The organism is Melghiribacillus thermohalophilus (assembly GCF_004342905.1).
In the GTDB taxonomy this organism is placed as follows: Bacteria; Bacillota; Bacilli; order Bacillales; family Alkalibacillaceae; genus Melghiribacillus; species Melghiribacillus thermohalophilus.
On record NZ_SMAN01000001.1, the window covers coordinates 73,674 to 97,656 of the forward strand.

Genomic DNA, 23,983 nt, shown 5'->3' on the forward strand with positions numbered 1-23,983 from the left:
CATCCTCCTAATATCCTGTTCATCTTTTATCGTTTTTCACTTAACAATTTTGTAACAGTTCCAATTTTATATTCTTTTTCTTTGATTTTCAAAACTAATTGATCGAGAGATTCACTGGTCACTTCTGTCGGGTGCATGAGGATCATGGATCCAGGTGACACTTTACTCAAAACCCTGTTGATCAAGACGGACTTTTCCGGATTTCTCCAGTCTATAGTATCAACAGTCCATAATATCGTTTCCATATTTAACTCATGGGCTACCTGCACCACAGTTTCGTTAAAAGCGCCTGATGGTGGAGCAAAAAACTTTGGTTTTTCCCCGGTAATGGCTTCTATAATTTCATTTGTCCTGCTGATTTGCTGTTGAATCTGTGTACGGTTCAGATTTTTCATATCCGGATGATTATAGGCATGATTACCGATCTCATGACCTTCTTCAGCAATCATTTTTACCAGATCCACATGGTCCCTGGCCCATTTTCCTTCAAGGAAAAACGTTGCCTTGACATGATGATCCTTTAACGTTTCCAGCATAGAGGGAATATACTCGTTTCCCCAGGATACATTGATCAAAAATGAAACCATCCTTTTTTCAGGATTTCCGCGGTAAATAGGACCTGGAGGGAGATCTTCCAGGGATACCCGGGGTTTGATATGTTCAAAAACAATTAAGTTCTCATCAAAATTACCCTTTTTTTTCATTCTCGCATAGGATTTTTCAATATCTACTTTTCTCCCCTCAAGCCCGGGGATCTTTTTCCATACATGATCCATTCTAGCATTTTGCGGTTTTTTTTCATAATCACTTGCTCGATCTGTAATTTCCTGGTACAGGGGATCGTTTTTATCAACCGCTGTGACGGATAGATTCTTCATGACGGACACGTAATGATCGGTATAGGGATTGCTCATCGTAGTATACGAGATTCCCACAAGGATTAGAAAAATAAACGTCTGTAATACATATTTTTTTGCCATATACAAATTCCCCCTCGACTACAGCCTATGAGGGGGTTGTACCACATAGAACCTCGAATTTCGGGCAAGATGTCTCGTATGAAGTCATGGAGTTATTTTATGGTTAATTTGGAATTCATCTATGTATGCAGAAAAAGTAAAAAGAAACTGGCATGCCAGCTTCTTTACCTTTTACCCCTACTGGTGATTTTTAAAGCGGGGCTTTTTATCTGATGCATCAGATCCATTCTGTTCCTTTACCGCTTCTTTTCTGGAGAGATTAATTCGCCCATATTGATCAATGTCTTTGACTTTCACGAGAATTTCATCTCCGACAGATACGACATCTGATACCCGGCGAATATGACGCTCATCCAGTTCAGAGATATGAACAAGACCTTCTTTGCCACTGAACAGTTCAACAAAGGCCCCGAACTTTTCAATACGTTTGACCTTTCCTAAATAAACTTGTCCCACTTCAACTTCCCTGACAATATCTTCAATGATTGTTCTGGCCTTTTTGTTCATTTCACTGTTGACGGATGATATATAAATGACGCCATCCTGCTCAATATCAATTTTTACGCCGGTCTCTTCGATGATTTTATTTATCTGTTTTCCGCTCGGACCGATCACGTCACGAATTTTATCCGGATTGATTTCCATGGTTAGAATCTTCGGTGCGTATGGTGATAATTCTTCACGGGGTTCTGAAATCGTCTGCATCATGTGATCCAGAATTTCCATGCGGCCTCGTTTTGCCTGCTCCAGGGCCTCTTTCAGAATGTCTTTGGACAGCCCCTCAATTTTTATATCCATTTGCAGTGCAGTAACCCCGTCTCTTGTGCCAGCGACTTTAAAGTCCATATCGCCAAGAAAATCTTCCATCCCCTGAATATCCGTTAAAACTGTATAGTCTTCACCGGATTTCACAAGTCCCATCGCAATTCCGGCGACTGGTGCCTTAATCGGTACACCAGCATCCATCATGGCCATCGTGCTTGCACAAATACTGGCCTGAGATGTGGAACCATTTGATTCAAGCACTTCTGATACGAGACGAATGGTATATGGAAAGTCTTTTTCAGACGGAATAACCGGTTCAAGAGCCCGTTCTCCTAATGCTCCATGTCCGATTTCTCTCCGCCCTGGGCCGCGAATTGGACCTGTTTCTCCGACACTAAAATGCGGAAAATTATAATGATGCATAAAGCGCTTGGATTCCTCTAAATCTAAACCATCCAAAATCTGCACATCTCCAAGAGCTCCCAGTGTACATACACTCAGCGCCTGAGTCTGTCCCCTGGTAAATAATGCAGAACCGTGAGCACGGGGAAGTACACCTGCCCTTGAGGACAAAGGTCTAATTTCATCAATTTTTCTGCCGTCCGGGCGGATTTTTTCCTTCGTGATCAATCGGCGAACCTCATCCTTGACAATTTGATCAAGAATCGTTTGTACCTGAAGGAGCGTATCTTCATCAGCTTCCTGTTCCTCATACCGCTCAATAATTTCATTTTTTACGGTTGCGATCGCCTCATCCCGGGCGAGCTTATCAGGAACCTGAATCGCTTTCAGCAAATCCTCTTTAGCCTCTTCTTCCAGTTTAGCCAACAGTTGCTCGTCCATTTCAAACAACGGAACATCCATTTTTTCTTTTCCTACTGCTTTCATAATCTCTTCCTGAAAAGCAACAAGGCGCTTAATTTCCTCATGGCCAAGCATGATTGCTTCTAGCATGACTTCTTCGGGAACTTCTTCAGCACCTGCTTCTACCATGTTGACTGCATCTTTTGTACCGGCAACGATAAGATGCAGGTCGCTTTTTTCCTGCTGATCTACTGTCGGGTTGATGATCAGCTCTCCATCTACTCTACCGACAATCACTCCAGCAATAGGGCCATTAAATGGAATATCGGAAATACCGAGGGCAATGGATGAACCAATCATCGCTGCTATTTCGGAAGAACAGTCCTGATCCACACTCATCACCGTACTGATCACCTGGACTTCATTACGGAATCCATCAGGAAACAGCGGACGAATGGGTCGGTCAATTAAGCGGCTTGCCAGAATCGCTTTCTCACTAGGACGTCCTTCCCGCTTGATGAATCCACCGGGGATTTTCCCTACCGCATACAACCGCTCTTCATAATTCACCGTCAGCGGAAAAAAATTCAAATCCTTTGGTTCTTTTGATGCCGTGGCCGTAGCCAGAACTGAAGTATCTCCATATCTGACCATGCAGGAACCGTTGGCCTGTTTAGCCAGTTCACCAATTTCGATGATCATTTCCCTGCCTGCCACGTCCGTGGAGAATATTTTCTTTTCTTCTTCCATATACAATTGAACTCCTCTCAACAGAAATTAGTTTATAGGCTTTGCAACATTTATCATGGCATTTTCACGAATGATGTATGTACACAAAAAGCGGGAATTCTCCCGCTTTTTGAAGCCTTATCGGCGCAGACCGAGCTTTTGAATCAACTCACGATAACGCGAAACATCCTTGTTACGCAGGTAGTTCAGCAGTCTGCGGCGTTTACCTACCATCTTTAACAGACCACGGCGTGAATGATGATCTTTTTTGTGCACGCGTAAATGATCGTTGAGATTCTTAATCTGTTCAGTAAGGATAGCTACTTGAACTTCCGGAGAACCAGTGTCGCTGTCATGAGTTTTAAACGCTTCAATAATTTCGTTTTTACGTTCCTGAGTAATGGCCATCCTTTTCACCTCCTAATTTTTATATCCCCGATCCCCCAGCAAGCGGTGGTGAGTCGCTTTGCCGAGCGATGGTTTCTGTACGGATATAAGAGTACATCTTTTTATATAAAAATGCAAGTGTTTATCGGGATGAAGTTAAGAAAAATTGCTTAATCTTTCTCTGGTCTTCGGTCAGCTGTTTTTTTAACTCCTCAATTCCGGCAAATTTTTTTTCACTTCGAATATATTCATAAAAATCTACAATGATGGTTTCATGATAAATATTGCCATTAAATTCAAACATATTCACTTCGAGGGTCGGTTCCTTCTGGTTGTTGTTGAAAGTCGGTTTATACCCAATATTGGCCATCCCCTGATATACCTGGTCACGGACATAAACTTTTACGGCATAAACCCCGATTTTGGGAATCAGGTAATCCGGGCTGAAACGGATATTTGCTGTTGGAAATCCTATGGTCCGTCCCCGTTGATCCCCCTGGACAACTCTTCCTTTAATCCGAAAAGGACGGCCCAATAATTGGTGAACAACCCGCATATGGCCCAGTTTTAATTGTTCACGTATATCGGTCGAACTGATTTTCTGATTTCTATCTGTCACCTTATCAATCACGGTGTATCGGAAAGCGCCCCGGGCATGTTCTTCAATGGTCGCTGCTGAACCCTGTCCCATTTTGCCATATGTAAAATCAAATCCTGAAACAAGATGTTTGATGTTTAATCCAATGATAAAATGATCCACAAATTGCTGTGGCGTCAAGATAGCTAGCTGTTTATTAAACGTGACAACATAGACACGATCGATCCCCAGGTCTTTCAGTATCTCTAATTTTTGATCCAGGGGCGTGATATAGTGAATCTGTTTTTTCTTTTTATTTAAAATAACCGATGGATGAGGATGAAACGTCATCACTGCACTTGTGATTTGTTTTTCTTCAGCGATTTTTTTTCCACTTAAAATCACCCGCTGATGTCCTCTGTGAATGCCGTCAAAAAAACCGATTGCACAGCTGGACGGTGGCTGTTCTTCTCTTTTCAACTCATGGGGGTAGGATAACTGTATGACTTCCAAACCTCTCACCTACTTTTGTTCGGACTAGTTTGTAAATACTCGATAGGGTTTCATCTTTCCAGGTTTTGAAGGATGTTTTTGGTACAGGGCTAACAGTTGATTGTCCTCAGACTTTATCCGAAAAGGATCCGTATCAGGGTGAACACCCTCCATCGGCAGCACCTGTCCGTGAAGAAACGCCTTCTGTTTCGATTGCGGTACTGTCATATAATCGAGTGACTGAAGGGCTCGATCCATGGAAACGAGCAGGGATTCAACGTGACCCTCTTTTTTTGCCTGTTCGATTGTTTCAAATGAAATGGCATCATTTTTGGAAAAGGAGCCGGCCTGAATCCGTACCAGGCGGGACATATGTGCCGGAAGCCCAAGTGCTTGTCCAATGTCTGCACACAGGGTACGAATATAGGTTCCTTTTGAACATTCAACCTGAATAGAAAAGCGCACATCAAAATAATCCAGCCTTTTCAGGGATGTAACCCGATTTATGGAATAGATGGTCACCAGTCTGGCTGGCCGTTCAACGGTTTTTCCTTCCCTGGCGTATTCATAGAGCTTTTTCCCTTTGACTTTTACAGCAGAATACATAGGTGGGATCTGCGTAATCTCACCGGTAAAACGGGATAACACCTGGTCGATCTGATTCACCGAAAGATCATCTGGAACTTTTTTTTGTTCTAGCGTTTTTCCTTCCTGATCCTCAGTATCAGTAGATTTTCCCAGTGACACTTCGGCCTGATATGTTTTCTTCTCGCTGGTTAGCAGGGAAGAAATTTTTGTCGCCTGACCGATACAAAGGGGCAATACACCTTCTGCCTGAGGATCCAGTGTACCGGTATGACCGATTTTTTTTGTATTTAAAATGGTGCGAAGACGGTTGACACAGTCATGAGATGTCATTCCTGACGGCTTCCATAAAGGCAATACACCATTCATTGTTCAACCCTCCAATTCCCCGTGCAGCTAAATGCACAGACATGGATAAGTGCCTGACACACCGTACATGCCAGGCACCTCATCCTTATTAGTCATATGTTCCTTCGTTTAAATCTTTGAGGATTTTTTCAATTCGATTACCGTATTCAATGGCTTCGTCAAATTCAAATGTAATTTCTGGTGTTTTACGCAGACGAATCCGTTTACCTATTTCAGAACGTATAAACCCTTTGGCCTTTCCCAGTCCAATAAGTGTTTCTTTCTTTTCGTCATCGTTTCCTAAAACCGAAATGTAAACTTTAGCCTGCTGAAGATCGCCTGTAAGTTCTACATCTGTAACGGTTACGAAGCCAATGCGCGGATCTTTGATTTTTCTTCCTATAATATCTCCAAGTTCTTTTTTCATTTGTTCGGCAATTCGGTTTGCTCGTAAATCACTCATTCTATTCACCTCATTCACAGGAGGATTTACAACCACTCAAAACGGGTTGCTGTTGCCTCGAGTTCAGGAAAGGATTCCAGCAGCCGAATCGACTTCTGTAAAACTTTCTCAGAATGTATTTTATCCCGTGATACTGTTACAATACCCAGACAGGTCCGCTGCCATAAATCATGGTAGTCCATTTCACTTATGGCTACATTCAAATCACTGCGGATTTTGTTTTTCACTTTTTTTTAATACGGACCGTTTCTCTTTTAGCGACTGAGTATGGTATATCATACATTCTATTTCCACATAGCCGATCATGAACGTTCGACTTCCTCCATGACAAAGGCTTCGATGATGTCTCCTTCTTTAATGTCATTAAAGTTTTTAATGGTTAATCCGCACTCATATCCCTGAGCAACTTCTTTTACGTCGTCTTTGAAACGTTTCAGAGAATCGATTTCGCCTTCATATTGCACAACACCATCACGAACTAATCGTACTCCGGAATCCCTTGTCACTTTTCCTTCGGTTACATAACAGCCGGCAATGGTGCCAATCTTGGAAACTTTGAAGGTTTCACGGACTTCAAGCTGACCGATGACTTTTTCTTCATAATCCGGATCCAGCATCCCTTTCATTGCCGCTTCAATTTCTTCAATGGCTTTATAAATAACCCGGTGCAGACGAATATCAACTTTTTCGGTTTCAGCTGCTTTCTTTGCGTTTGCATCAGGACGTACGTTAAAGCCTATAACAATTGCGTTGGATGCTGCGGCGAGAATAATATCAGATTCCGTTATGGCTCCTACACCGGTGTGAATAATTTTCACTTTTACCCCTTCAACTTCAATTTTCTGAAGTGCTGAGGATAGAGCCTCAACTGAACCCTGTACATCTGCTTTGATAATAATATTGACTTCCTTCATTTCGCCCTGTTTAATTTGTTCGAACAAATCATCCAGATTTAGTTTTGCCTTATCACTTCGCTGTTCTTCGAGCTGTTTTTGTTGACGTGCTTCACCGATTTGACGGGCTTTCTTCTCATCTTCAAATACGACAAAAGGGTCGCCTGCCTGAGGAACGTCATTCAGCCCGGTAATTTCCACCGGCATGGAAGGCGGTGCTTCTTTCACTCTCTTACCGAGATCATTTACCATCGCCCGCACACGGCCAAAGGTATTGCCAACCACAATCGGGTCGCCCACTTTTAATGTGCCGTTTTGAACCAGGAGTGTAGCAACGGATCCGCGGCCTTTTTCCAGTTTCGCTTCGATTACCGTTCCTGTCGCAAGACGATCTGGATTTGCTTTCAGTTCTTCCATTTCAGCAACAAGCAAAATCATTTCCAGAAGTTCGTCGATTCCTTCCCCTTTGAGGGCAGAAAGTTTTACGAAGATCGTGTCTCCTCCCCAGTCTTCCGGGACAAGCTCATGTTCCATCAGTTCCTGCATGACCCGATCAGGGTTTGCTCCTTCTTTATCCATTTTGTTCACAGCTACGATGATTGGCACTTCTGCCGCTTTTGCGTGGTTGATTGCTTCAACTGTCTGCGGCATGACGCCATCATCTGCAGCAACGACCAGGACAGCTATATCGGTTATCTGTGCACCCCGGGAGCGCATACTTGTAAAGGCAGCATGCCCTGGAGTATCCAGAAACGTTATTTTTTTGTCATTTACGTCCACCTGATAGGCACCGATATGCTGGGTAATACCTCCTGCCTCTCCTTCTGTTACCTTCGTATTCCGAATTGAATCGAGGAGAGTTGTTTTTCCATGGTCAACGTGCCCCATAATGGTCACTACTGCCGGACGTTCTTTTAAGTCTTCGGGACGATCCTCTTCGATAAAGTTTTCAATTGCTGTTTCATCATACTCCACTTCTTCCTCAACTTCTACACCATATTCTTCACAGATTAATTCAATGGCATCCTTATCTAAATCTTGATTGATCGTTGCCATGACACCGAGGAACATTAACTTTTTAATGATTTCAGAAGGTTCTTTATTCAGTTTTTCTGCCAGTTCACCTACAGTAATATTGCCAGAGTAGGTAATTTTTTTTGGCGTTTCTGCTTTAGTGGCTGTTTTGGTTTGCTGCTGGTTCTGGCTATTATTTTTCCGGTTTTTGCCTTTTTTCTTATTTTTTGGCTTATGGGATTGCTGGTGATGATTTTGTTTCTTTTGATTGTTCGGACCTTTCTTGTGATCATGCTTTTTAGTTGGATGTGACTGGTCCGGTCTGTTCGGTCTTTCCTGTTTTTGACCTTTTGTTTTTGCCTGATTGCTGTCCGTCTTTTTCTTCTCTGACCCTTTGGCCTGTTTTTGGTCCTGTTGATGCTTTCTGTTGTCTGGATTTTTTCTCCCGGCATCCTGTTTCCTGGTCTGTTTGCCAAAGGCCTGATCCAGTTTGTTTTTGGCATCATCATTAATCGTTGACATATGGTTGGACACGTCTATATTTAATTCCTTCAACTTGGCTACAACTTCTTTGCTGGTTAAATTATTTTGTTTGGCGTATTCATATACTCGTATTTTACTCATACATTCACCCCCGGTAAGATTCATCGAGCAATGAAGCAATCTTATCCGCAAAACCTTGATCATGTATTCCTACAGCGACCCTGCCTACTTTCCCGATCGCATGGGATAAAGTTGCGCGATCATCAACCACAACATACGGAACATGATAGAATTTGCATTTATCCGTTAATTTTTTTAAGGTATTGGCTGATGCGTCATTGGCAATTAATAATAACTTGATTTTATTTTGCTGAATGTTTTTAACAATTGCTTCTTCGCCTATCGTGCATTTTCCGGCACGAAAAGCGAGCCCGAGCATATTTAAATAATTTTTATTCATGTTTGGCTCCCTCTGCCAGATTCTTTAATTCATCATAAAGGGCAGGGTCAATCTCGGCTTTCAGATGGTGTTTTAACACATTGCTCTTTCTTGCTTTTTCGATGATATCCTTATCTCTGGAAAGATAGGCTCCTCTGCCATTTTTCTTTCCCGTTTCATCAATAAAAACTTCTCCTTCTTTATTGCGGACAATTCGAATGAGCTCCTGTTTAGGCTTCATTTCCTGAGTAACGATACATTTCCTTAATGGTATTTTTTTGTTTTTCCCCATCTTAACCTGGCCTCCTTATTCAAATCGTCTCATCAAGATCTGAATAAGTGTCGTCATCCTCATTTTGTTCTTCGAGGAGTCCTTCTTCTTTTGCTTCTGTTTCACTTTTAATGTCGATTTTCCATCCCGTTAATTTAGCCGCAAGACGGGCGTTCTGACCCCGCTTGCCGATAGCAAGGGATAGCTGATAATCCGGTACAATGACTGTTGTGGCTTTGTCCTCTTCATTGACTAGAACATCGATGACCTTGGAAGGACTAAGGGCATTCGAAATATATTCAACAGGATCCTCTGACCACTCCACAATGTCAATTTTCTCACCATTTAATTCATTAACAATGGCCTGAACCCTCTGCCCCCGCTGGCCGACACATGACCCGACCGGATCAACATCAGGATTATCGGCGTAAACGGCTATTTTCGAACGGTCTCCTGCCTCCCTGGCAACAGACTTAATTTCAACTGTACCTTCATAAATTTCGGGTACCTCCATCTCGAATAACCGTTTCAACAGCCCGGGGTGGGTGCGAGATACAAAAATTTGTGGTCCTTTGCTTGTTTTCTCTACTCTGGTCAGAAAAACTTTAATGCGATCATGAAATTCATAGCTCTCATTTGGCATGGTTTCAGTCAAAGGGAGGCGTCCCTCTGCTTTTCCCAGATTAACATAAATAAACCGATTGTCACGTCTCTGGATAATGCCATTCATTACATCTTCCACTCTATCGATATATTCACCATAGATCACACCCCGTTCAGCTTCCCGAACCCGCTGGGTGACCACCTGTTTTGCTGCCTGGGCAGCGATTCGACCGAAATTTTTTGGTGTGACTTCAATCTCAATAACATCCCCGGGTTCATAATTCGGATCAATGTCTTTCGCTTCATCCAGAGAAATTTGCTGATGGGGATCGGTTACTTCTTCCACAACGGTTTTACGGGCATATACATGCATTGTTCCCTGTTCTTCATTTAAATCCACACGTACATTTGTTTTCGATTTAAAATTCTTTTTATAAGCTGATATTAAAGCTGCTTCAAGGGCTTCAATCAGTATTTCTTTATCGATCCCTTTTTCCTTTTCAAGATAATGAAGCGCTTCGAAAAGATCGCTATTCAACTTAAATCCTCCTTCTTTAATTAAAAGATACAGCTAGACGTGCTTTTGCAATCTGGTCGTATGGGATATCAACTGTTTTCATGCGGCCACGGTCATTGAATTCGATGGTTGCCATTTCATCGGCAAAGGAAAGAAGTTTTCCTTCAAATTCTTTTTCTCCATTCATATGCCGGTATAATTTCACGTACACCCGATGACCGACATACTTTTCAAAATCGGTTTTTTTCTTCAGCGGCCGTTCTACACCAGGTGAGGACACTTCTAAAAAATACGGTGTAGAAATCGGATCTGCTTCGTCCAGTTTGACACTCAAAGCCTCACTGATTTCTTCGCATTCTTCAATAGTTATTCCCCCGTCTTTATCAACAAACAGCCGGAGATACCAGTTCTTCCCTTCTTTCACAAATTCAATGTCCACTAATTCAACATTCATGTTTTCCAGGATCGGTTCAGCGAGTTCTTTAGTGATGGCTGTGACGTTTTTACCCAATACAACCCCTCCTTTGCTTCATATGTATGACGTTAAAATTCCCTGCTTGTTGAGCAGGGAATTCTGGCAAAATAAGGCGTACATTACGACGAAAGAGTGGGGAAACCCCACTCTTTCAGAATACGTATCATCTGTGTGCCATTTTCAATATATCATAGCAAGCCATGATTTGCAAATCTTTACTTTTAAAATTGAATGGATTGTACTGTGGTGGTTTTCTGTTATCCGCGTATGTCTGCGTCATCAGTGCCATATTACTTTTTCCTTTACCCAAATTGTCGGCTTATATACCGATATTTCACCCCACTGAACCAAAAACATCTTGTTCATAAAGGTTTTTCCCATTCCATGATCAATCAGAACAGAATCATACCTATAGTTTAAATAACCTATTGTTTTAAAACAATGACAGCTGGTTCGCTTCCGGCAATCCTTCCAGACATCCATGCTGATCCAGATACTCCAGAACGGTTTTGGAAATACGGCTTCTTTCCCGAAGATCTTCTTTTGATAAGAATTCTCCCTCTTCTCGGGCTTTTACGATATTTAACGCGGCGTTTGTACCAAGCCCGTCAATGGCATTAAACGGCGGAATGAGTGTATCTCCATCCACAATAAATTCAGCAGCGCTGGAACGGTATAAATCGACTTTCTGGAAGGAATAGCCCCGTTCACACATCTCCAGAGCCAGTTCCAGAACAGTCAGCAAACTTTTTTCCTTTGGTGACGCATCATTGCCCTTAGCCATGATTTCTTCCATACGTTTTCGGATCGCTGATGCCCCTTTGATCATCGTGTCCAGTTCAAAATCATCGGCACGGACTGTGAAATAAGATGCATAAAATTGGATCGGAAAATACACCTTAAAATAAGCAATCCGAACGGCCATTAACACATAGGCTGCTGCATGGGCTTTCGGGAACATGTATTTAATTTTTTTACAGGATTCAATGTACCAGTCCGGCACGTCATGCTTTTTCATTTCTTCGATCCATTCATCCTGAAGCCCTTTTCCTTTTCGGACAAACTCCATAATTTTAAAGGCAAGGGATGCTTCAAGACCTTTATGCATCAAATAGACCATGATATCATCCCGGCACCCGATAACGTCTGACAATTCACATATTCCCTGATTAATTAATTCCTGGGCATTTCCTAACCAAACATCTGTACCGTGGGATAACCCGGAAATGATGACAAGCTCTGCAAATGTGGTCGGCTTCGTATCCTCCAGCATCTGACGGACGAATCGGGTTCCAAATTCCGGGACACCCAGAGTACCTGTTTTGCACAAAATCTGTTCAGGATCTACTCCAAGCGGTTCTGTGCTGCTGAAGATTTTCATCACTTCAGGATCATCGGTTGGAATATCTTTTGGATGAATGCCGGTTAAATCCTGTAGCATACGAATGACCGTCGGGTCATCGTGTCCCAGAATATCCAGTTTTAGAAGGTTATCGTGAATCGAATGGAAGTCAAAATGGGTCGTTCTCCACTCGGATGTCTGATCATCAGCCGGGTACTGTATGGGTGTGAAATCATAAATTTCCTTATCATCAGGGACTACAATAATTCCACCCGGATGCTGCCCGGTGGTGCGTTTTACCCCGGTACAACCCTGAACGAGCCGGTCAATTTCTGCTCCTCTAAACTGCAGCTGATTGTCAGCGGCATATCCTTTCACATAACCATAAGCAGTTTTTTCGGCTACCGTGCCGATCGTTCCTGCACGGTACACATTATCCTCCCCGAATAAAACCTTTGTATAGTTATGGGCCTTTGGCTGATATTCGCCTGAAAAGTTCAGGTCAATATCCGGAACCTTATCCCCTTTAAAGCCAAGAAACGTTTCAAAGGGAATGTCCTGTCCGTCTTTATTTAACTTCTCCCCACATTTCGGGCAATCTTTCTGAGGCAAATCAAATCCGGAACCGACTGATCCGTCCGTAAAAAATTCAGAGTACTTGCATGATGGGCAAACATAGTGGGGCGGTAAAGGATTGACCTCAGTAATTTCTGTCATCGTCGCAACAAAGGACGAGCCGACAGAACCCCGGGAACCTACAAGATACCCATCGTCCAGCGATTTTTTTACGAGTTTATGAGAAATTAAATAGATAACCGCAAACCCATGTCCAATAATGCTGTTCAGTTCCTTTTCCAGGCGTTTTTCTACCAGTTCAGGGAGGGGATCTCCATAAATGCTTTTTGCTCTTCTGTAGCTCATTTCCCTGATTTCCCGGTCTGCCCCTTCAATATTTGGAGTATATAAGTCTTCTTTCACTGGTGATACTTCGCCAATCATATCTGCTATTTGATTCGAATGATCAACCACCAGCTCTTTCGCTTTCTCTTTCCCGAGAAAAGCCATCTCCTTCAGCATTTCATCTGTTGTTTTAAAATATACATCGGGAAGTGTCTGTCGGTTCAATGGATTTCCGCTCTGGGACGCGATTAATATTTTACGATAAATTTTTTCGTGTTGATCAATATAGTGAACATTCCCGGTTACCACCGCCGGTTTATTCATTTGATCTGCTAATTCAACCAGGTTTTGAATAATATCGATTAAACTTTCCTGGTCCCGAACAAGCTCTTTTTCTATTAAATGTTGATAATTCGATGGTGGTTGTATTTCAATATAGTCATAGAATTCAGCCACCTGTTCTGCTTCTTCTTTCGACTTTTGCATCATCGTTTCAAACAATTCTCCCTGATCACAGCCGGAGCCAATCAGCAGCCCTTCCCGATGTTTCTGCAGCACCGATCTCGGAATTCTTGGAACCCTGTAGAAATATTCCACGTGGGATAAGGAAACCAGTTTATATAAATTTTTTAATCCGGCTTGATTCTGGGCAAGAAGGGTACAGTGAAATGGCCTTGAACGCTTATAAGCATCTCCGTCTCCCATGTTGGCATTTAATTGACTGTGATTCGTTATATCCTTGTTCAGGCATTCTTTAATGAGCTGCCATAATAAATACCCTGTTGCCTCTGCGTCATAAATGGCACGGTGGTGCTGCACGAGTTCGATGTTTAAATGTTTACACAGCGTGTTCAGGCGGTGATTTTTTAATTCGGGAAATAAGAATCGCGAGAGTTCCAGTGTATCAATGACAGGATTAGAAGCTTTGTCTTTCCCGATTTTTCGTAACCCCTCATTTAAAAAGCCCATGTCAAAGGAAGCATTGTGGGCGACGAGAATCGCATCCCCCATCCATTCATCGAATTTTTTCAGCACTTCTTCCACTTCAGGAGCATCTTTGACCATTTCATCCGTAATCCCCGTCAGCTCAGTTGTCGTCTCACTCAGGGGCTCATGGGGATTAGCAAAAGATTCAAAGCGGTCAATGATCTCGCCATTTTTAATTTTCACTGCTGCCAGTTCAATGATCGTATCATATACTGCAGATAAACCTGTTGTCTCTACGTCAAACACGACATATTCTGCATCTTCCAGTTCCCTGTCTTGTTCGTTGTAGGCAATGGGTATCCCGTCATCTACAACATACGCTTCTACACCATAAATCACCTTTACCCCATGTTTTTTCCCGGCACCATGGGCTTCAGGAAAGGCCTGAGCTACTGCATGATCGGTAATGGCAATAGCTTTATGCCCCCACTTTGCAGCCTGTTCAATTAACCTTGTGGGGGATACAGGGGCATCCATCTGGCTCATGGTCGTATGGGCATGGAGTTCAACCCGTTTTTCGTCTGCGTCATCATTGCGGGTCTTTACCTGAATTTCCTGAATATCATTGGCCATCATCGTTAATTCATTGGTAAACGTATCCGTTTGTACACTTCCCCTTGCCTTAATCCACATCCCTTTCTTCAGCATTTTAAACTGTTCTGCATGGTCACTGCCTCTGGAAAACATTTTAATCTGTAGGGAATCGGTATAATCGGTTACCTTTGCCATTAACAGGTGTCTTCCAGAACGGAGTTCACGGATTTCTACACTAAACACATAGCCCTGAATCGTTATCCGCTTTTCTTCTTCCTGAATCAGCTTGATCTGGGTCGGTTCATCTTCTATCGGATAGCCGATTAAGAGTGGTCCTTCCTTTTCAGGGGCACCGCCGTTCTGTTTTTTCTTTTTCTTCCGTTCCTCCTGTTCAATAATCGCTTTTTGTACAATTGTCTGATCTTCTTTTTCCTTCTGTTGTTGAAAATGTTTCATGTCTTCTTCTGATGACCGGGCTTCAAAATCCAGCAAAAAATAGGTTAATCCAGCCCTTTTGCAGAAGGTTTGAAACGGCTTTTCAAGACGTTTTTTCAGGGCAAGGGCCTCCGTTTCATGACGGGCCATCAGCTTTAATTTATTTCCATCCATCTGTGGCTGCTGCTGACTCAGAAGGTCTTTAAATACCGGCGTCATGTCCGTTAGATTGGAGATAAATATACTCCAGTAATGTTGAACGGTAGATTCATCCGTTTCCTTGTTTTCCGTCTCAAGAGAAAAATCAACAGATGCAATATGTAAAAACGTTTCCTCCAGCCTGGCCTTAAACAATTGATAGACATCCGCGGGTAAAATTTGTGGAAGAACAATATGAAAATGCCACTTTTTTTCCTTTCTAAATACCGTAAGTTTTTCCAGGCGTGCTCCTTTAAAGTACTGGCTAAATTCTTCAGGCAGGTCCAGCTGCTGAAGCAGTATGTTCATTTTTTCCTCATGTGAGACACCCATACACTCATCCTCCTGTCTCCCTGATCGCAAAAAAGAGAAAGGGAGCTGTCTCAAAAAGGTTGGCGAATGGACTCAGGCAGGAATTTGGAAATATATTCCCTGACCAGGAGCACTTCATCATTCAGATTTTGAGACGAGCTCCTTCCTGAAAGTGATTTACTGTTTCAACCATTTATTAACCCGGGTGAGGAGTTCAGATACATGAACTTCAGTTTGTTCACCGGATTTTCGCTGTTTCAGTTCAACATACCCTTCTCCGGCACGTTTGCCGACTGTAATCCGAAGGGGGATGCCAATCAGATCACTATCGGCAAATTTAACTCCTGCACGTTCCTTTCGATCATCGTATAATACGTCAACGCCTTCTTTTTTCAGTGTTTCATATATGGATTCGGCGAGGTTTTTCTGCTCTTCTTTATTTACATTTAAAGCGAGCAGATGTACATGGAATGGAGCTACATGAGTTGGCCAGGTAATTCCATTTTCATCATGATACTGTTCAACTAATGCAGCAAGGGTTCTGGACACACCGATGCCATAACATCCCATAATCATTGGATTAGACTTTCCATTCTGATCCAGAAAAGAAGCTTTCATGCTTTCTGAATAAACCGTTCCCAGTTTAAATACGTGCCCCACTTCAATTCCTCTGGCAAATTGAATGGTTCCTCTTCCATCCGGTGAAGGGTCACCTTCCTGGATAAAGCGCAAATCAGCATATTGTGTGACCTCAAAATCCCTTCCAGGATTTACATTCAGAAAATGATACCCATCTTCATTTGCCCCGCAGGATACATTGACAGCATATTTCACAGCATGGTCAGCTACCACATCTACTTCATCTGGCACATGAATAGGGCCGAGGGAACCAAAACCAGCCCCCATGACTTTGCGGGTTTCTTCCTCTGAAGCGAGCTCAACCACGCTTGCCTGATACAGATTTTTTAACTTTACGTCGTTCACTTCATGATCGCCCCGTGTGACAACCAGTACAAGTCTGTCATCTACTTTAAACATTAAAGACTTTAACCCTTTTTCCAGCGGATGATTTAAAAATTCCGCAACTTCAGCCATCGTTTTCTGATCAGGTGTAGCTACCTTTTCAAGCTCCTTTAAGGGCTCGTCCGATTTCTCATACTCGGTAACAACGGGAGCCATTTCAATGTTGGCCGCATAGTCCGATTCATCTGAATAGGCAATGGTATCTTCCCCAACTTCCGAAAGAACCATGAACTCATGGGTGTCTTTCCCACCCATGGCCCCGGAATCAGCAATGACTGCCCGGAAGTTTAAGCCTAAACGGGTGAAAATATTGCTGTAGGCGTTATAAATCCTTTCATAGGTTTCATCCAGGCTTTCATAGGAATCATGGAAGGAGTAGGCATCCTTCATCATGAATTCCCGGCCCCTTAACAGGCCGAAACGGGGGCGCTTTTCATCACGGAATTTCGTCTGAATCTGATATAACACTAATGGCAATTTCTTATACGTATTAATGTCATCACGGATAAGGCTCGTAATGACTTCCTCGTGGGTAGCACCGAGGGCAAATTCCCGCTGGTGCCGGTCATTCAAACGCATCAGTTCCGGTCCAAAAGTGTCCCAGCGTCCCGATTCTTTCCACAACTCCGAAGGCTGCAGTGCTGGCATGAGCATTTCATGAGCTCCAGCTTTGTCCATTTCTTCTCTGACAATTTCCTCAACCTTTTTTAACACTTTTTTTCCTAATGGCAGAAAGCTGTATATTCCTGATGCTGTCTGTCGGATATAGCCAGCCCGCACCAGCAGTTGATGGCTTTTAATTTCTGCATCAGCTGGATTTTCACGCAGCGTTGGTATAAGCATTTCACTCTGTTTCATCGATATTGCACCCCGATTCTTACAATTTTTTCATGTTTATTTAACGGTTTTACAAAAATAACCGTTGAATATCATTCCATGTTACAACTATCATTAATAGCATTAAAAGGGCAAATCCAATAAAATGAACAATTCCTTCTTTTTGAGGATCAAGCGGTTTACCACGAATCGCCTCTATTCCAATAAACATTAGCCTACCTCCATCAAGTGCAGGGAGAGGCAGGAGATTAATAATCCCGAGGTTAATACTTAAAAAGGCCGTCCAGTGAAGAAAGTTATAAAATCCTAACTGAACCACTTTATCTGTTTCATTATAAATACCGACGGGTCCTGACAGATTTTCAATCGAAATCTGACCTGTAATCAGTTTGCCGACATTATCAATAATCAGCTCACCCCACTGGTAGGTCTGAACAAAACCGTATAGTATAATTTGACCCGGTTCTTTTTCAAAAGGCCGATAGGCTTTAATTAAACCGACCGTTTTACCTTCCCGTTCCACAGAATCAAGGTGAACCTGAGTTGTAAAAACCTCACCATTCCGTTCAGCAGTTATGTCTACCTGTTCGCCCGGGTGTTCCTCAATATATTTGACAAAGTCTGTCCATGAATTAATATTTTCATCATCTACTCTTAAAATTTCATCACCCTGCTGAAGACCGGCCTTATCCGCAGGACCATCAGTGATAATCTCACCTAATTTCGCCTCATCTACCGGCACCCCCTGAAGCATTCCGAGCAATGTAAAAATAGCGATGGCAAGTAAAAAATTCATCATGGGACCTGCAAAAATTTGTATGGCCCGCTGTGGAATGGTTTTTGAGCTGAACTGCCTGTCGTATGGAGCGATCTGGGTTTCTCGTTCATCCATAACAAAGAAGGCTTTACGGTCCACTTCAAAAGAAACCTTTTCTTCATCATTCACATCATAACCTTCAATCATTAATCGATGATCCAGATCTGCACGTTCAACTTCAATCACTCTGGCTTCAGGATGTTTTGACTTATTATTCACAATAATACGTGAAACTTTTCCCTGATCGTTGAAAACGAGACCTATATGGTGACCCGGCTTCAGTTCAATAATTTCAGGGTCCTCACCGGCTACTCGTACATATCCTCCCAGCGGAAGCAGCCGTATTGTATACAATGTCTCATTTTTCCGGTGGGCAAAAACCTTTGGCCCAAATCCAATCGCGAATTCCCGTACCAGCATTCCAGCACGTTTGGCGAAAATGAAATGACCAAATTCATGAATAAATACAAGGATGCCAAACATTAAAATAAAGGCGATGATGGTATTCAAACGAAGCACCTTCCTTATATTAGTTTACATAAGATTTTACCTGTCTTCTAGCCCATCCATCAATTTCTTTGATGGTTTCCAGATCGGGCTTTTGTATCACTTCATGCTCATCCATAGCCCGCTGAATGAATTCTTCAATTTGTAAAAATGAAATCCGGTTCTGTAAAAACAAGTGAACAGCTTCTTCATTGGCTGCATTTAAAACGGCAGGCAGAGTGCCCCCTGTTTTTCCAGCTTCATACGCCATTTTTAAGCAGGGAAATCGTTCGAAAGACATCTCAGAAAAATGAAGTTTTCCCATTTTCATTAAGTTTAACCCTTTACCTGCAGGAAATTCAATTCGATCCGGATAGGTTAATGCATATTGGATGGGAACCCGCATGTCCGGTGTTCCAAGCTGAGCCATAACGTTATTGTCTTGAAATTCCACCATGGAGTGGATGACACTCTCTTTATGCAACACCACATCGATCCGTTCATAAGGGATGTTAAACAACCAGTGGGCCTCGATGACTTCCAGGCCCTTATTCATCATAGTCGCTGAATCAATGGTTATTTTTGCACCCATGCTCCAGTTCGGATGGTTTAGAGCATCCTGCACCGTGACATCTTTTAACTCATCCCTTGTCCGATCCCGAAAGCTCCCTCCGGATGCTGTCACAATGATTCTTTTGACTTCCTCCGCCTTTCCTCCCCGGAGGCACTGATGAATCGCTGAATGTTCACTGTCTACAGGAAGCAGTTCCACCCCGTTCTGACGGGCCTCTTTCATTACTATATGTCCGGCTGTAACTAAAGTTTCTTTATTCGCAAAGGCAAGTTGTTTTTTGGCTCGTATCGCTTCTAGCGTAGCATCCAGGCCAACACTTCCCAGCACCGCATTGACGACGATATCCACATCCGGATGGGATGCAATGTCTGACATCGCTTCTGAACCGACCAGAATAGTCGGGTTGTAGGAAATATGATGGATGATTTTGTCTCTAGCTGATTCATCATCCACCACAATATATTTTGGCTGAAATTCATGAATAATAGGAAGAGCCTTTTCTGTATTTTTACCAAAGGCGATGGCGAATAATGAGAAAAGCTCTGGATGTTCTCTGATGACATCAATGGTCTGAAGTCCGATCGATCCCGTGGCACCTAATAATGTCACTTGTTTCATCTTTAACACTCCTAAACAAAAATATGATCATATAAATTGGAGGAGATGAAGAATCGGCAGCACAAATAGTAAGCTGTCAAAACGGTCCAAAATCCCTCCATGACCGGGCAAAATATTACCGGAATCCTTAACGGCATATTTACGTTTAATGGCTGATTCAACGAGATCACCAATTTGTCCAAAAACAGAAATCAAAACAGAGAGAATCAAGACGATAAACATCGATGAATGAACGGGAACAACCAGCTGAAAAATCAGTCCTACGACGACTGCTGAAATAATTCCGCCTACAGAACCCTCTACCGTTTTTTTCGGGCTGATTTCTGGCCATAGCTTCCGTTTCCCAAAATATTTTCCGCTAAAAATCGCTCCGGTGTCTGTTGCCCAGATCACAAACAGGATATACAGGACATATTGCAGTCCATGCTCCCTTGCTTCGATGAAATAATAAAAGCCCATTCCGACATAAATCGTCGCCAGGAGCATAAATCCTGCATCATCAAACGTAAACTGATTCTTCATCAGCACCATATACATGAACAACAAAATGATGGCTGAAATGGTTAGATCAATTTTACTGAATGTAAGTGAATGAGTCAGATCCAGGATCTCATCATTTAACATCAGGGACCACAACAGCAACAGGGACAAAATAGTCGGAAACGAAAAGAACGGGATGTTTTTCATGGAGACCAACTCCAGAATGGCAATGGTCGCCATGACGAAAACTAAAAGCTTGAAAGGCCAGCTTCCAAAAATCAGAATGGGAATAAAAAATAATAAAGCAACGATAGCTGTAATGACTCTTTGTTTCATGCTACATTCAACACCTTAAACTCCTCCGTATCTCCGCTTGCGGTTCTGGAAATCGAAGAGTGCTTTTTCAAAATGGTTCTCATCAAAATCGGGCCACAGCACTTCTGTAAACCAGAATTCGGTATATGCAAGCTGCCATAATAAATAGTTGCTGATGCGGATCTCTCCACTAGTCCGAATGAGTAAATCCGGGTCTTTTAAAGGATGGGTATATAAGTAAGTTGAAAAAGTTTTTTCATCAATATCTTCCATTTTGATTTGATCCTTCTTCACATCTGTGGCAATTTCCCTTACAGCCTTTAAGATTTCTGCCCTTCCGCCATAATTGAGGGCAAAATTTAAGATTAATCCATCATTTTCTGATGTTTTTTCTATGGCCATTTCAATAGCTTCTCTTGTGTGTGCAGGCAGGTCAGACAACTGTCCGATCGTTTGAACTTTAATATGATTTTCCATCAATTCTGGCAGATATGTATCTAAAAATTCGGCAGGCAATTTCATTAAGTAATCCACTTCTGTTTTTGGGCGTTTCCAGTTTTCCGTGGAAAAGGCGTAAAGGGTCAGAACTTTTATCTTATATTTTGCTGCATGCCGTACGATTTTTTTTATAGTGGTCATCCCTTCCCTGTGTCCAGCGACTCGGGGAAGACCCCTTTTTTTCGCCCATCTGCCGTTTCCATCCATAATAATTGCTACATGCTCCGGCATATGATCAAGCGACAATTCATATGATTCATGTTTCCTTTTGCGATTGAAAAAAGGCATTTTTATGAACATATAGCCAATCCTCCAAAACCCCAGTATCATGCATAAATCAGATACCGAAATTCGATTCTTAAATAGAAAAAGTCGGCTTTCGCCGGGTCATGCGAAAGCCTTTGTTTAAAAACCACTAATCATATTATAGACTAATCTAATAAACTAGTTAAACGTTTTTTCCTTTAAACTTCCATAATTTCTTTTTCTTTATCATCGGTCAGTTGATTAATTTGATCGATATGTTTGTCTGTCGCCTTCTGTACGTCATCCTGATAACCCCGGAGTTCATCTTCCGTCAATTCACCGTCTTTTTCCATCTTCTTTAGCTGATCATTCGCATCACGGCGGATGTTCCGAACATGAACCCTTGCCTCTTCAGCATATTTCCGAACCACTTTAACCAGTTCTTTGCGTCGTTCTTCTGTAAGAGGAGGAATATGAATTCGTACAACATTTCCATCATTGGAAGGTGTCAATCCAAGGTCAGCTTTCTGAATCGCTTTTTCAATTTCATCAATAGCGGATTTATCAAAAGGGGTAATGACAAGCAATCTTGCTTCAGGTGCGGACACAGTTGCAAGCTGGTTGAGCGGCGTTAAGGCACCATAATACTCGACTTGAACACTGTCCAATATTTGAGGATTGGCTCTTCCGGCACGTACCGTTGCCAGCTGCCTCGTATAAGCTTTAACCGCTTTATCCATCTTTTCGTTTGCTTCTTTAATAATCGAATCACTCATTTTGGATGCCTCCTTACAATTGTACCAATATTTTCACCTAATACGGCTTTTTTAATATTTCCATCTTCCGTTATGGAGAAAACGATTAGAGGGATATCATTATCCATACATAACGATGATGCCGTAGAATCCATCACGCCAAGACCTTCATTGAGAAGATCAAGGTATGATAACTGATCATATTTAACAGCTTCTTTGTTGACTTTTGGATCATCACTGTAAACTCCGTCAACATTATTTTTCGCCATTAAAATGACATCGGCTTCTATTTCTGCAGCCCTAAGGGCGGCTGTCGTATCCGTGGAGAAGTAAGGATTTCCGGTTCCGCCTGCAAAAATCACGACGCGCTTTTTCTCCAGATGCCGAATTGCTCTTCTGCGTATATACGGTTCAGCAACCTGGCGCATTTCGATGGAAGTTTGAACCCTTGTCGGGATCCCCATATTTTCCAGGCTGTCCTGCAGTGCAAGGGAGTTCATAACTGTGGCAAGCATGCCCATGTAGTCAGCCGTAGCCCGGTCCATACCCATTTCGCTGCCGACTTTTCCCCGCCAGATATTTCCGCCGCCGACAACAACGGCCACCTCAACTCCCAGTTCGGCTACTTCTTTAATTTGTGCGGCAATAGATTTAATCACAGATGGCTCGATTCCAAAGCCATTTTTTCCACTTAATGCTTCTCCGCTCAGTTTTAATACAATTCTGCGAAAACGAGTCGTTGCCATAGTAACCTCCATATGTAGCAATTGATTTCTTTTGAAAATAGGGAACACGATGTGTCCCCTATTTCATCTGCAGTTGCATCATTATTTTTTGACCTGATTCATGACTTCTTCAGCGAAGTTTTCTTCACGTTTTTCCATGCCTTCTCCTACTTCATAACGAACAAATTCCTTTACTGTAGCACCCCTGGATTCTACGAACTGTTTTACCTTTTGGTCCGGATCTTTTACAAATTCTTGCTCTAACAGGCAGATTTGCTCAAAAAATTTGCCAAGACGGCCTTCAACCATTTTTTCAACAATATGTTCTGGTTTGCCTTCGTTTAATGCCTGCTGTTTCAATACGCTTTTTTCATGGTTGACTTCTTCTTCCGGAACATCGTCACGGGATACATACTTCGGATTTACCGCAGCAATGTGCATGGCCACATCTTTTGCCAGATCTTCATCTGTTGTGTTTTCAAGTACCGTCAGAACCCCAATGCGGCCGCCCATATGAATATATGCGCCAAATGCATCATTGTCGCCTTTTTCCATCACTTTGAATCGGCGCAGAGAAATTTTTTCACCGATCTTGGCAATTGCCGTATTGATGTATTCCTCTAACGTATCTCCATCACCATGAAGCTTTTGCTTTAAAGCTTCTTCTACATTTCCTGGTTTGTGTTTCACAAGGTGGTTGCCTAATTCCTGAAGAAGGTTTTTAAACTGATCGTTTTTCGCAACGAAGTCTGTTTCAGAATTTACTTCCAGAACAACTGCGGTATTTCCGTCCACTACAATGTGTGCAGAACCTTCCGCTGCAATCCGGTCAGCTTTTTTCTGAGCTTTTGCAATTCCTTTTTCGCGCAGGTAGTCAATGGCTTTGTCCATATCCCCGTCACATTCCTGCAGGGCTTTTTTGCAATCCATCATACCTGCACCTGTTTTTTCACGCAGTTCTTTTACCATTTTAGCAGTAACAGCCATTCTAGTTCCTCCTTTTAAAATTTCACCATCATTATACGTAAGCTTTAAAAAAGGTGATAAAAGGCTTTTCCCTCTTATCACCTTAAAAA

Annotated in this window: 22 protein-coding genes; all 22 read right to left on the minus strand. The window is 42.4% G+C overall.

What is annotated here, in order from left to right; translation table 11 throughout:
* Positions 1-26: 26 nt before the first annotated feature.
* Positions 27-980, minus strand: a complete 954-nt coding sequence (locus EDD68_RS00355) for a polysaccharide deacetylase family protein (RefSeq protein ID WP_132370004.1) — start codon at positions 978-980, stop codon at positions 27-29.
* Between the two features lie 177 nt (positions 981-1,157).
* Positions 1,158-3,299: a polyribonucleotide nucleotidyltransferase gene (pnp, locus tag EDD68_RS00360; protein ID WP_132370006.1), complete on the minus strand. Its 2,142-nt coding sequence runs from the start codon at positions 3,297-3,299 to the stop codon at positions 1,158-1,160.
* 117 nt (positions 3,300-3,416) lie between these two features.
* Positions 3,417-3,686, minus strand: a complete 270-nt coding sequence (gene rpsO / locus EDD68_RS00365; RefSeq protein WP_132370008.1) for a 30S ribosomal protein S15 — start codon at positions 3,684-3,686, stop codon at positions 3,417-3,419.
* A 121-nt stretch (positions 3,687-3,807) separates the two neighbouring features.
* The gene (gene ribF, locus EDD68_RS00370; protein ID WP_132370010.1) at positions 3,808-4,755 is read right to left on the minus strand and encodes a riboflavin biosynthesis protein RibF; all 948 of its coding nucleotides are present in this window, start codon (positions 4,753-4,755) and stop codon (positions 3,808-3,810) included.
* 24 nt (positions 4,756-4,779) lie between these two features.
* A complete protein-coding gene (gene truB / locus EDD68_RS00375) occupies positions 4,780-5,688 on the minus strand; it encodes a tRNA pseudouridine(55) synthase TruB (RefSeq protein WP_132370012.1) in 909 nt (302 codons plus the stop codon).
* Between the two features lie 88 nt (positions 5,689-5,776).
* Positions 5,777-6,130: a 30S ribosome-binding factor RbfA gene (gene rbfA, locus EDD68_RS00380; RefSeq protein WP_132370014.1), complete on the minus strand. Its 354-nt coding sequence runs from the start codon at positions 6,128-6,130 to the stop codon at positions 5,777-5,779.
* A 26-nt stretch (positions 6,131-6,156) separates the two neighbouring features.
* On the minus strand, positions 6,157-6,357 hold the full coding sequence (locus EDD68_RS00385; protein ID WP_424399136.1) for a DUF503 domain-containing protein: 201 nt from the start codon (positions 6,355-6,357) through the stop codon (positions 6,157-6,159).
* The gene (locus tag EDD68_RS15685) at positions 6,335-6,436 is read right to left on the minus strand and encodes a DUF503 family protein (RefSeq protein WP_424399137.1); all 102 of its coding nucleotides are present in this window, start codon (positions 6,434-6,436) and stop codon (positions 6,335-6,337) included. Before EDD68_RS15685 ends, EDD68_RS00385 begins: the two co-directional genes overlap by 23 nt.
* Entirely contained in the window at positions 6,433-8,661 is a 2,229-nt protein-coding gene (infB, locus tag EDD68_RS00390; protein WP_132370016.1) for a translation initiation factor IF-2, read from the minus strand. The genes EDD68_RS15685 and infB overlap by 4 nt, the downstream gene beginning before the upstream one ends.
* Positions 8,662-8,665: 4 nt before the next feature.
* Entirely contained in the window at positions 8,666-8,980 is a 315-nt protein-coding gene (locus EDD68_RS00395; protein WP_132370018.1) for a YlxQ family RNA-binding protein, read from the minus strand.
* Positions 8,973-9,251 carry an RNase P modulator RnpM gene (gene rnpM, locus EDD68_RS00400; RefSeq protein WP_132370020.1) on the minus strand — a complete coding sequence of 93 codons (279 nt, stop codon included), beginning with the start codon at positions 9,249-9,251 and terminating at the stop codon, positions 8,973-8,975. The genes EDD68_RS00395 and rnpM overlap by 8 nt, the downstream gene beginning before the upstream one ends.
* A gap of 19 nt (positions 9,252-9,270) precedes the next feature.
* Positions 9,271-10,371, minus strand: coding sequence for a transcription termination factor NusA (gene nusA / locus EDD68_RS00405; protein ID WP_132370022.1), 1,101 nt, complete (start codon positions 10,369-10,371; stop codon positions 9,271-9,273).
* A gap of 16 nt (positions 10,372-10,387) precedes the next feature.
* Positions 10,388-10,861, minus strand: coding sequence for a ribosome maturation factor RimP (rimP, locus tag EDD68_RS00410; protein ID WP_132370024.1), 474 nt, complete (start codon positions 10,859-10,861; stop codon positions 10,388-10,390).
* A 397-nt stretch (positions 10,862-11,258) separates the two neighbouring features.
* On the minus strand, positions 11,259-15,554 hold the full coding sequence (locus tag EDD68_RS00415) for a PolC-type DNA polymerase III (protein WP_132370026.1): 4,296 nt from the start codon (positions 15,552-15,554) through the stop codon (positions 11,259-11,261).
* A gap of 156 nt (positions 15,555-15,710) precedes the next feature.
* A complete protein-coding gene (locus EDD68_RS00420; protein ID WP_132370028.1) occupies positions 15,711-17,414 on the minus strand; it encodes a proline--tRNA ligase in 1,704 nt (567 codons plus the stop codon).
* 49 nt (positions 17,415-17,463) lie between these two features.
* Positions 17,464-18,720 carry an RIP metalloprotease RseP gene (gene rseP, locus EDD68_RS00425; protein ID WP_132370030.1) on the minus strand — a complete coding sequence of 419 codons (1,257 nt, stop codon included), beginning with the start codon at positions 18,718-18,720 and terminating at the stop codon, positions 17,464-17,466.
* A gap of 19 nt (positions 18,721-18,739) precedes the next feature.
* Positions 18,740-19,888 (minus strand): 1-deoxy-D-xylulose-5-phosphate reductoisomerase, encoded by a 1,149-nt coding sequence (dxr, locus tag EDD68_RS00430; protein ID WP_132370032.1) that lies wholly within the window; start codon positions 19,886-19,888, stop codon positions 18,740-18,742.
* Between the two features lie 27 nt (positions 19,889-19,915).
* Positions 19,916-20,704, minus strand: coding sequence for a phosphatidate cytidylyltransferase (locus EDD68_RS00435; protein WP_132370034.1), 789 nt, complete (start codon positions 20,702-20,704; stop codon positions 19,916-19,918).
* A gap of 15 nt (positions 20,705-20,719) precedes the next feature.
* On the minus strand, positions 20,720-21,481 hold the full coding sequence (locus tag EDD68_RS00440; RefSeq protein WP_132370036.1) for an isoprenyl transferase: 762 nt from the start codon (positions 21,479-21,481) through the stop codon (positions 20,720-20,722).
* 164 nt (positions 21,482-21,645) lie between these two features.
* The gene (gene frr / locus EDD68_RS00445) at positions 21,646-22,203 is read right to left on the minus strand and encodes a ribosome recycling factor (protein WP_132370038.1); all 558 of its coding nucleotides are present in this window, start codon (positions 22,201-22,203) and stop codon (positions 21,646-21,648) included.
* Positions 22,200-22,928, minus strand: a complete 729-nt coding sequence (gene pyrH, locus EDD68_RS00450) for a UMP kinase (RefSeq protein ID WP_132370040.1) — start codon at positions 22,926-22,928, stop codon at positions 22,200-22,202. Before pyrH ends, frr begins: the two co-directional genes overlap by 4 nt.
* Positions 22,929-23,009: 81 nt before the next feature.
* The gene (gene tsf, locus EDD68_RS00455) at positions 23,010-23,894 is read right to left on the minus strand and encodes a translation elongation factor Ts (protein ID WP_132370042.1); all 885 of its coding nucleotides are present in this window, start codon (positions 23,892-23,894) and stop codon (positions 23,010-23,012) included.
* Positions 23,895-23,983: the final 89 nt, after the last annotated feature.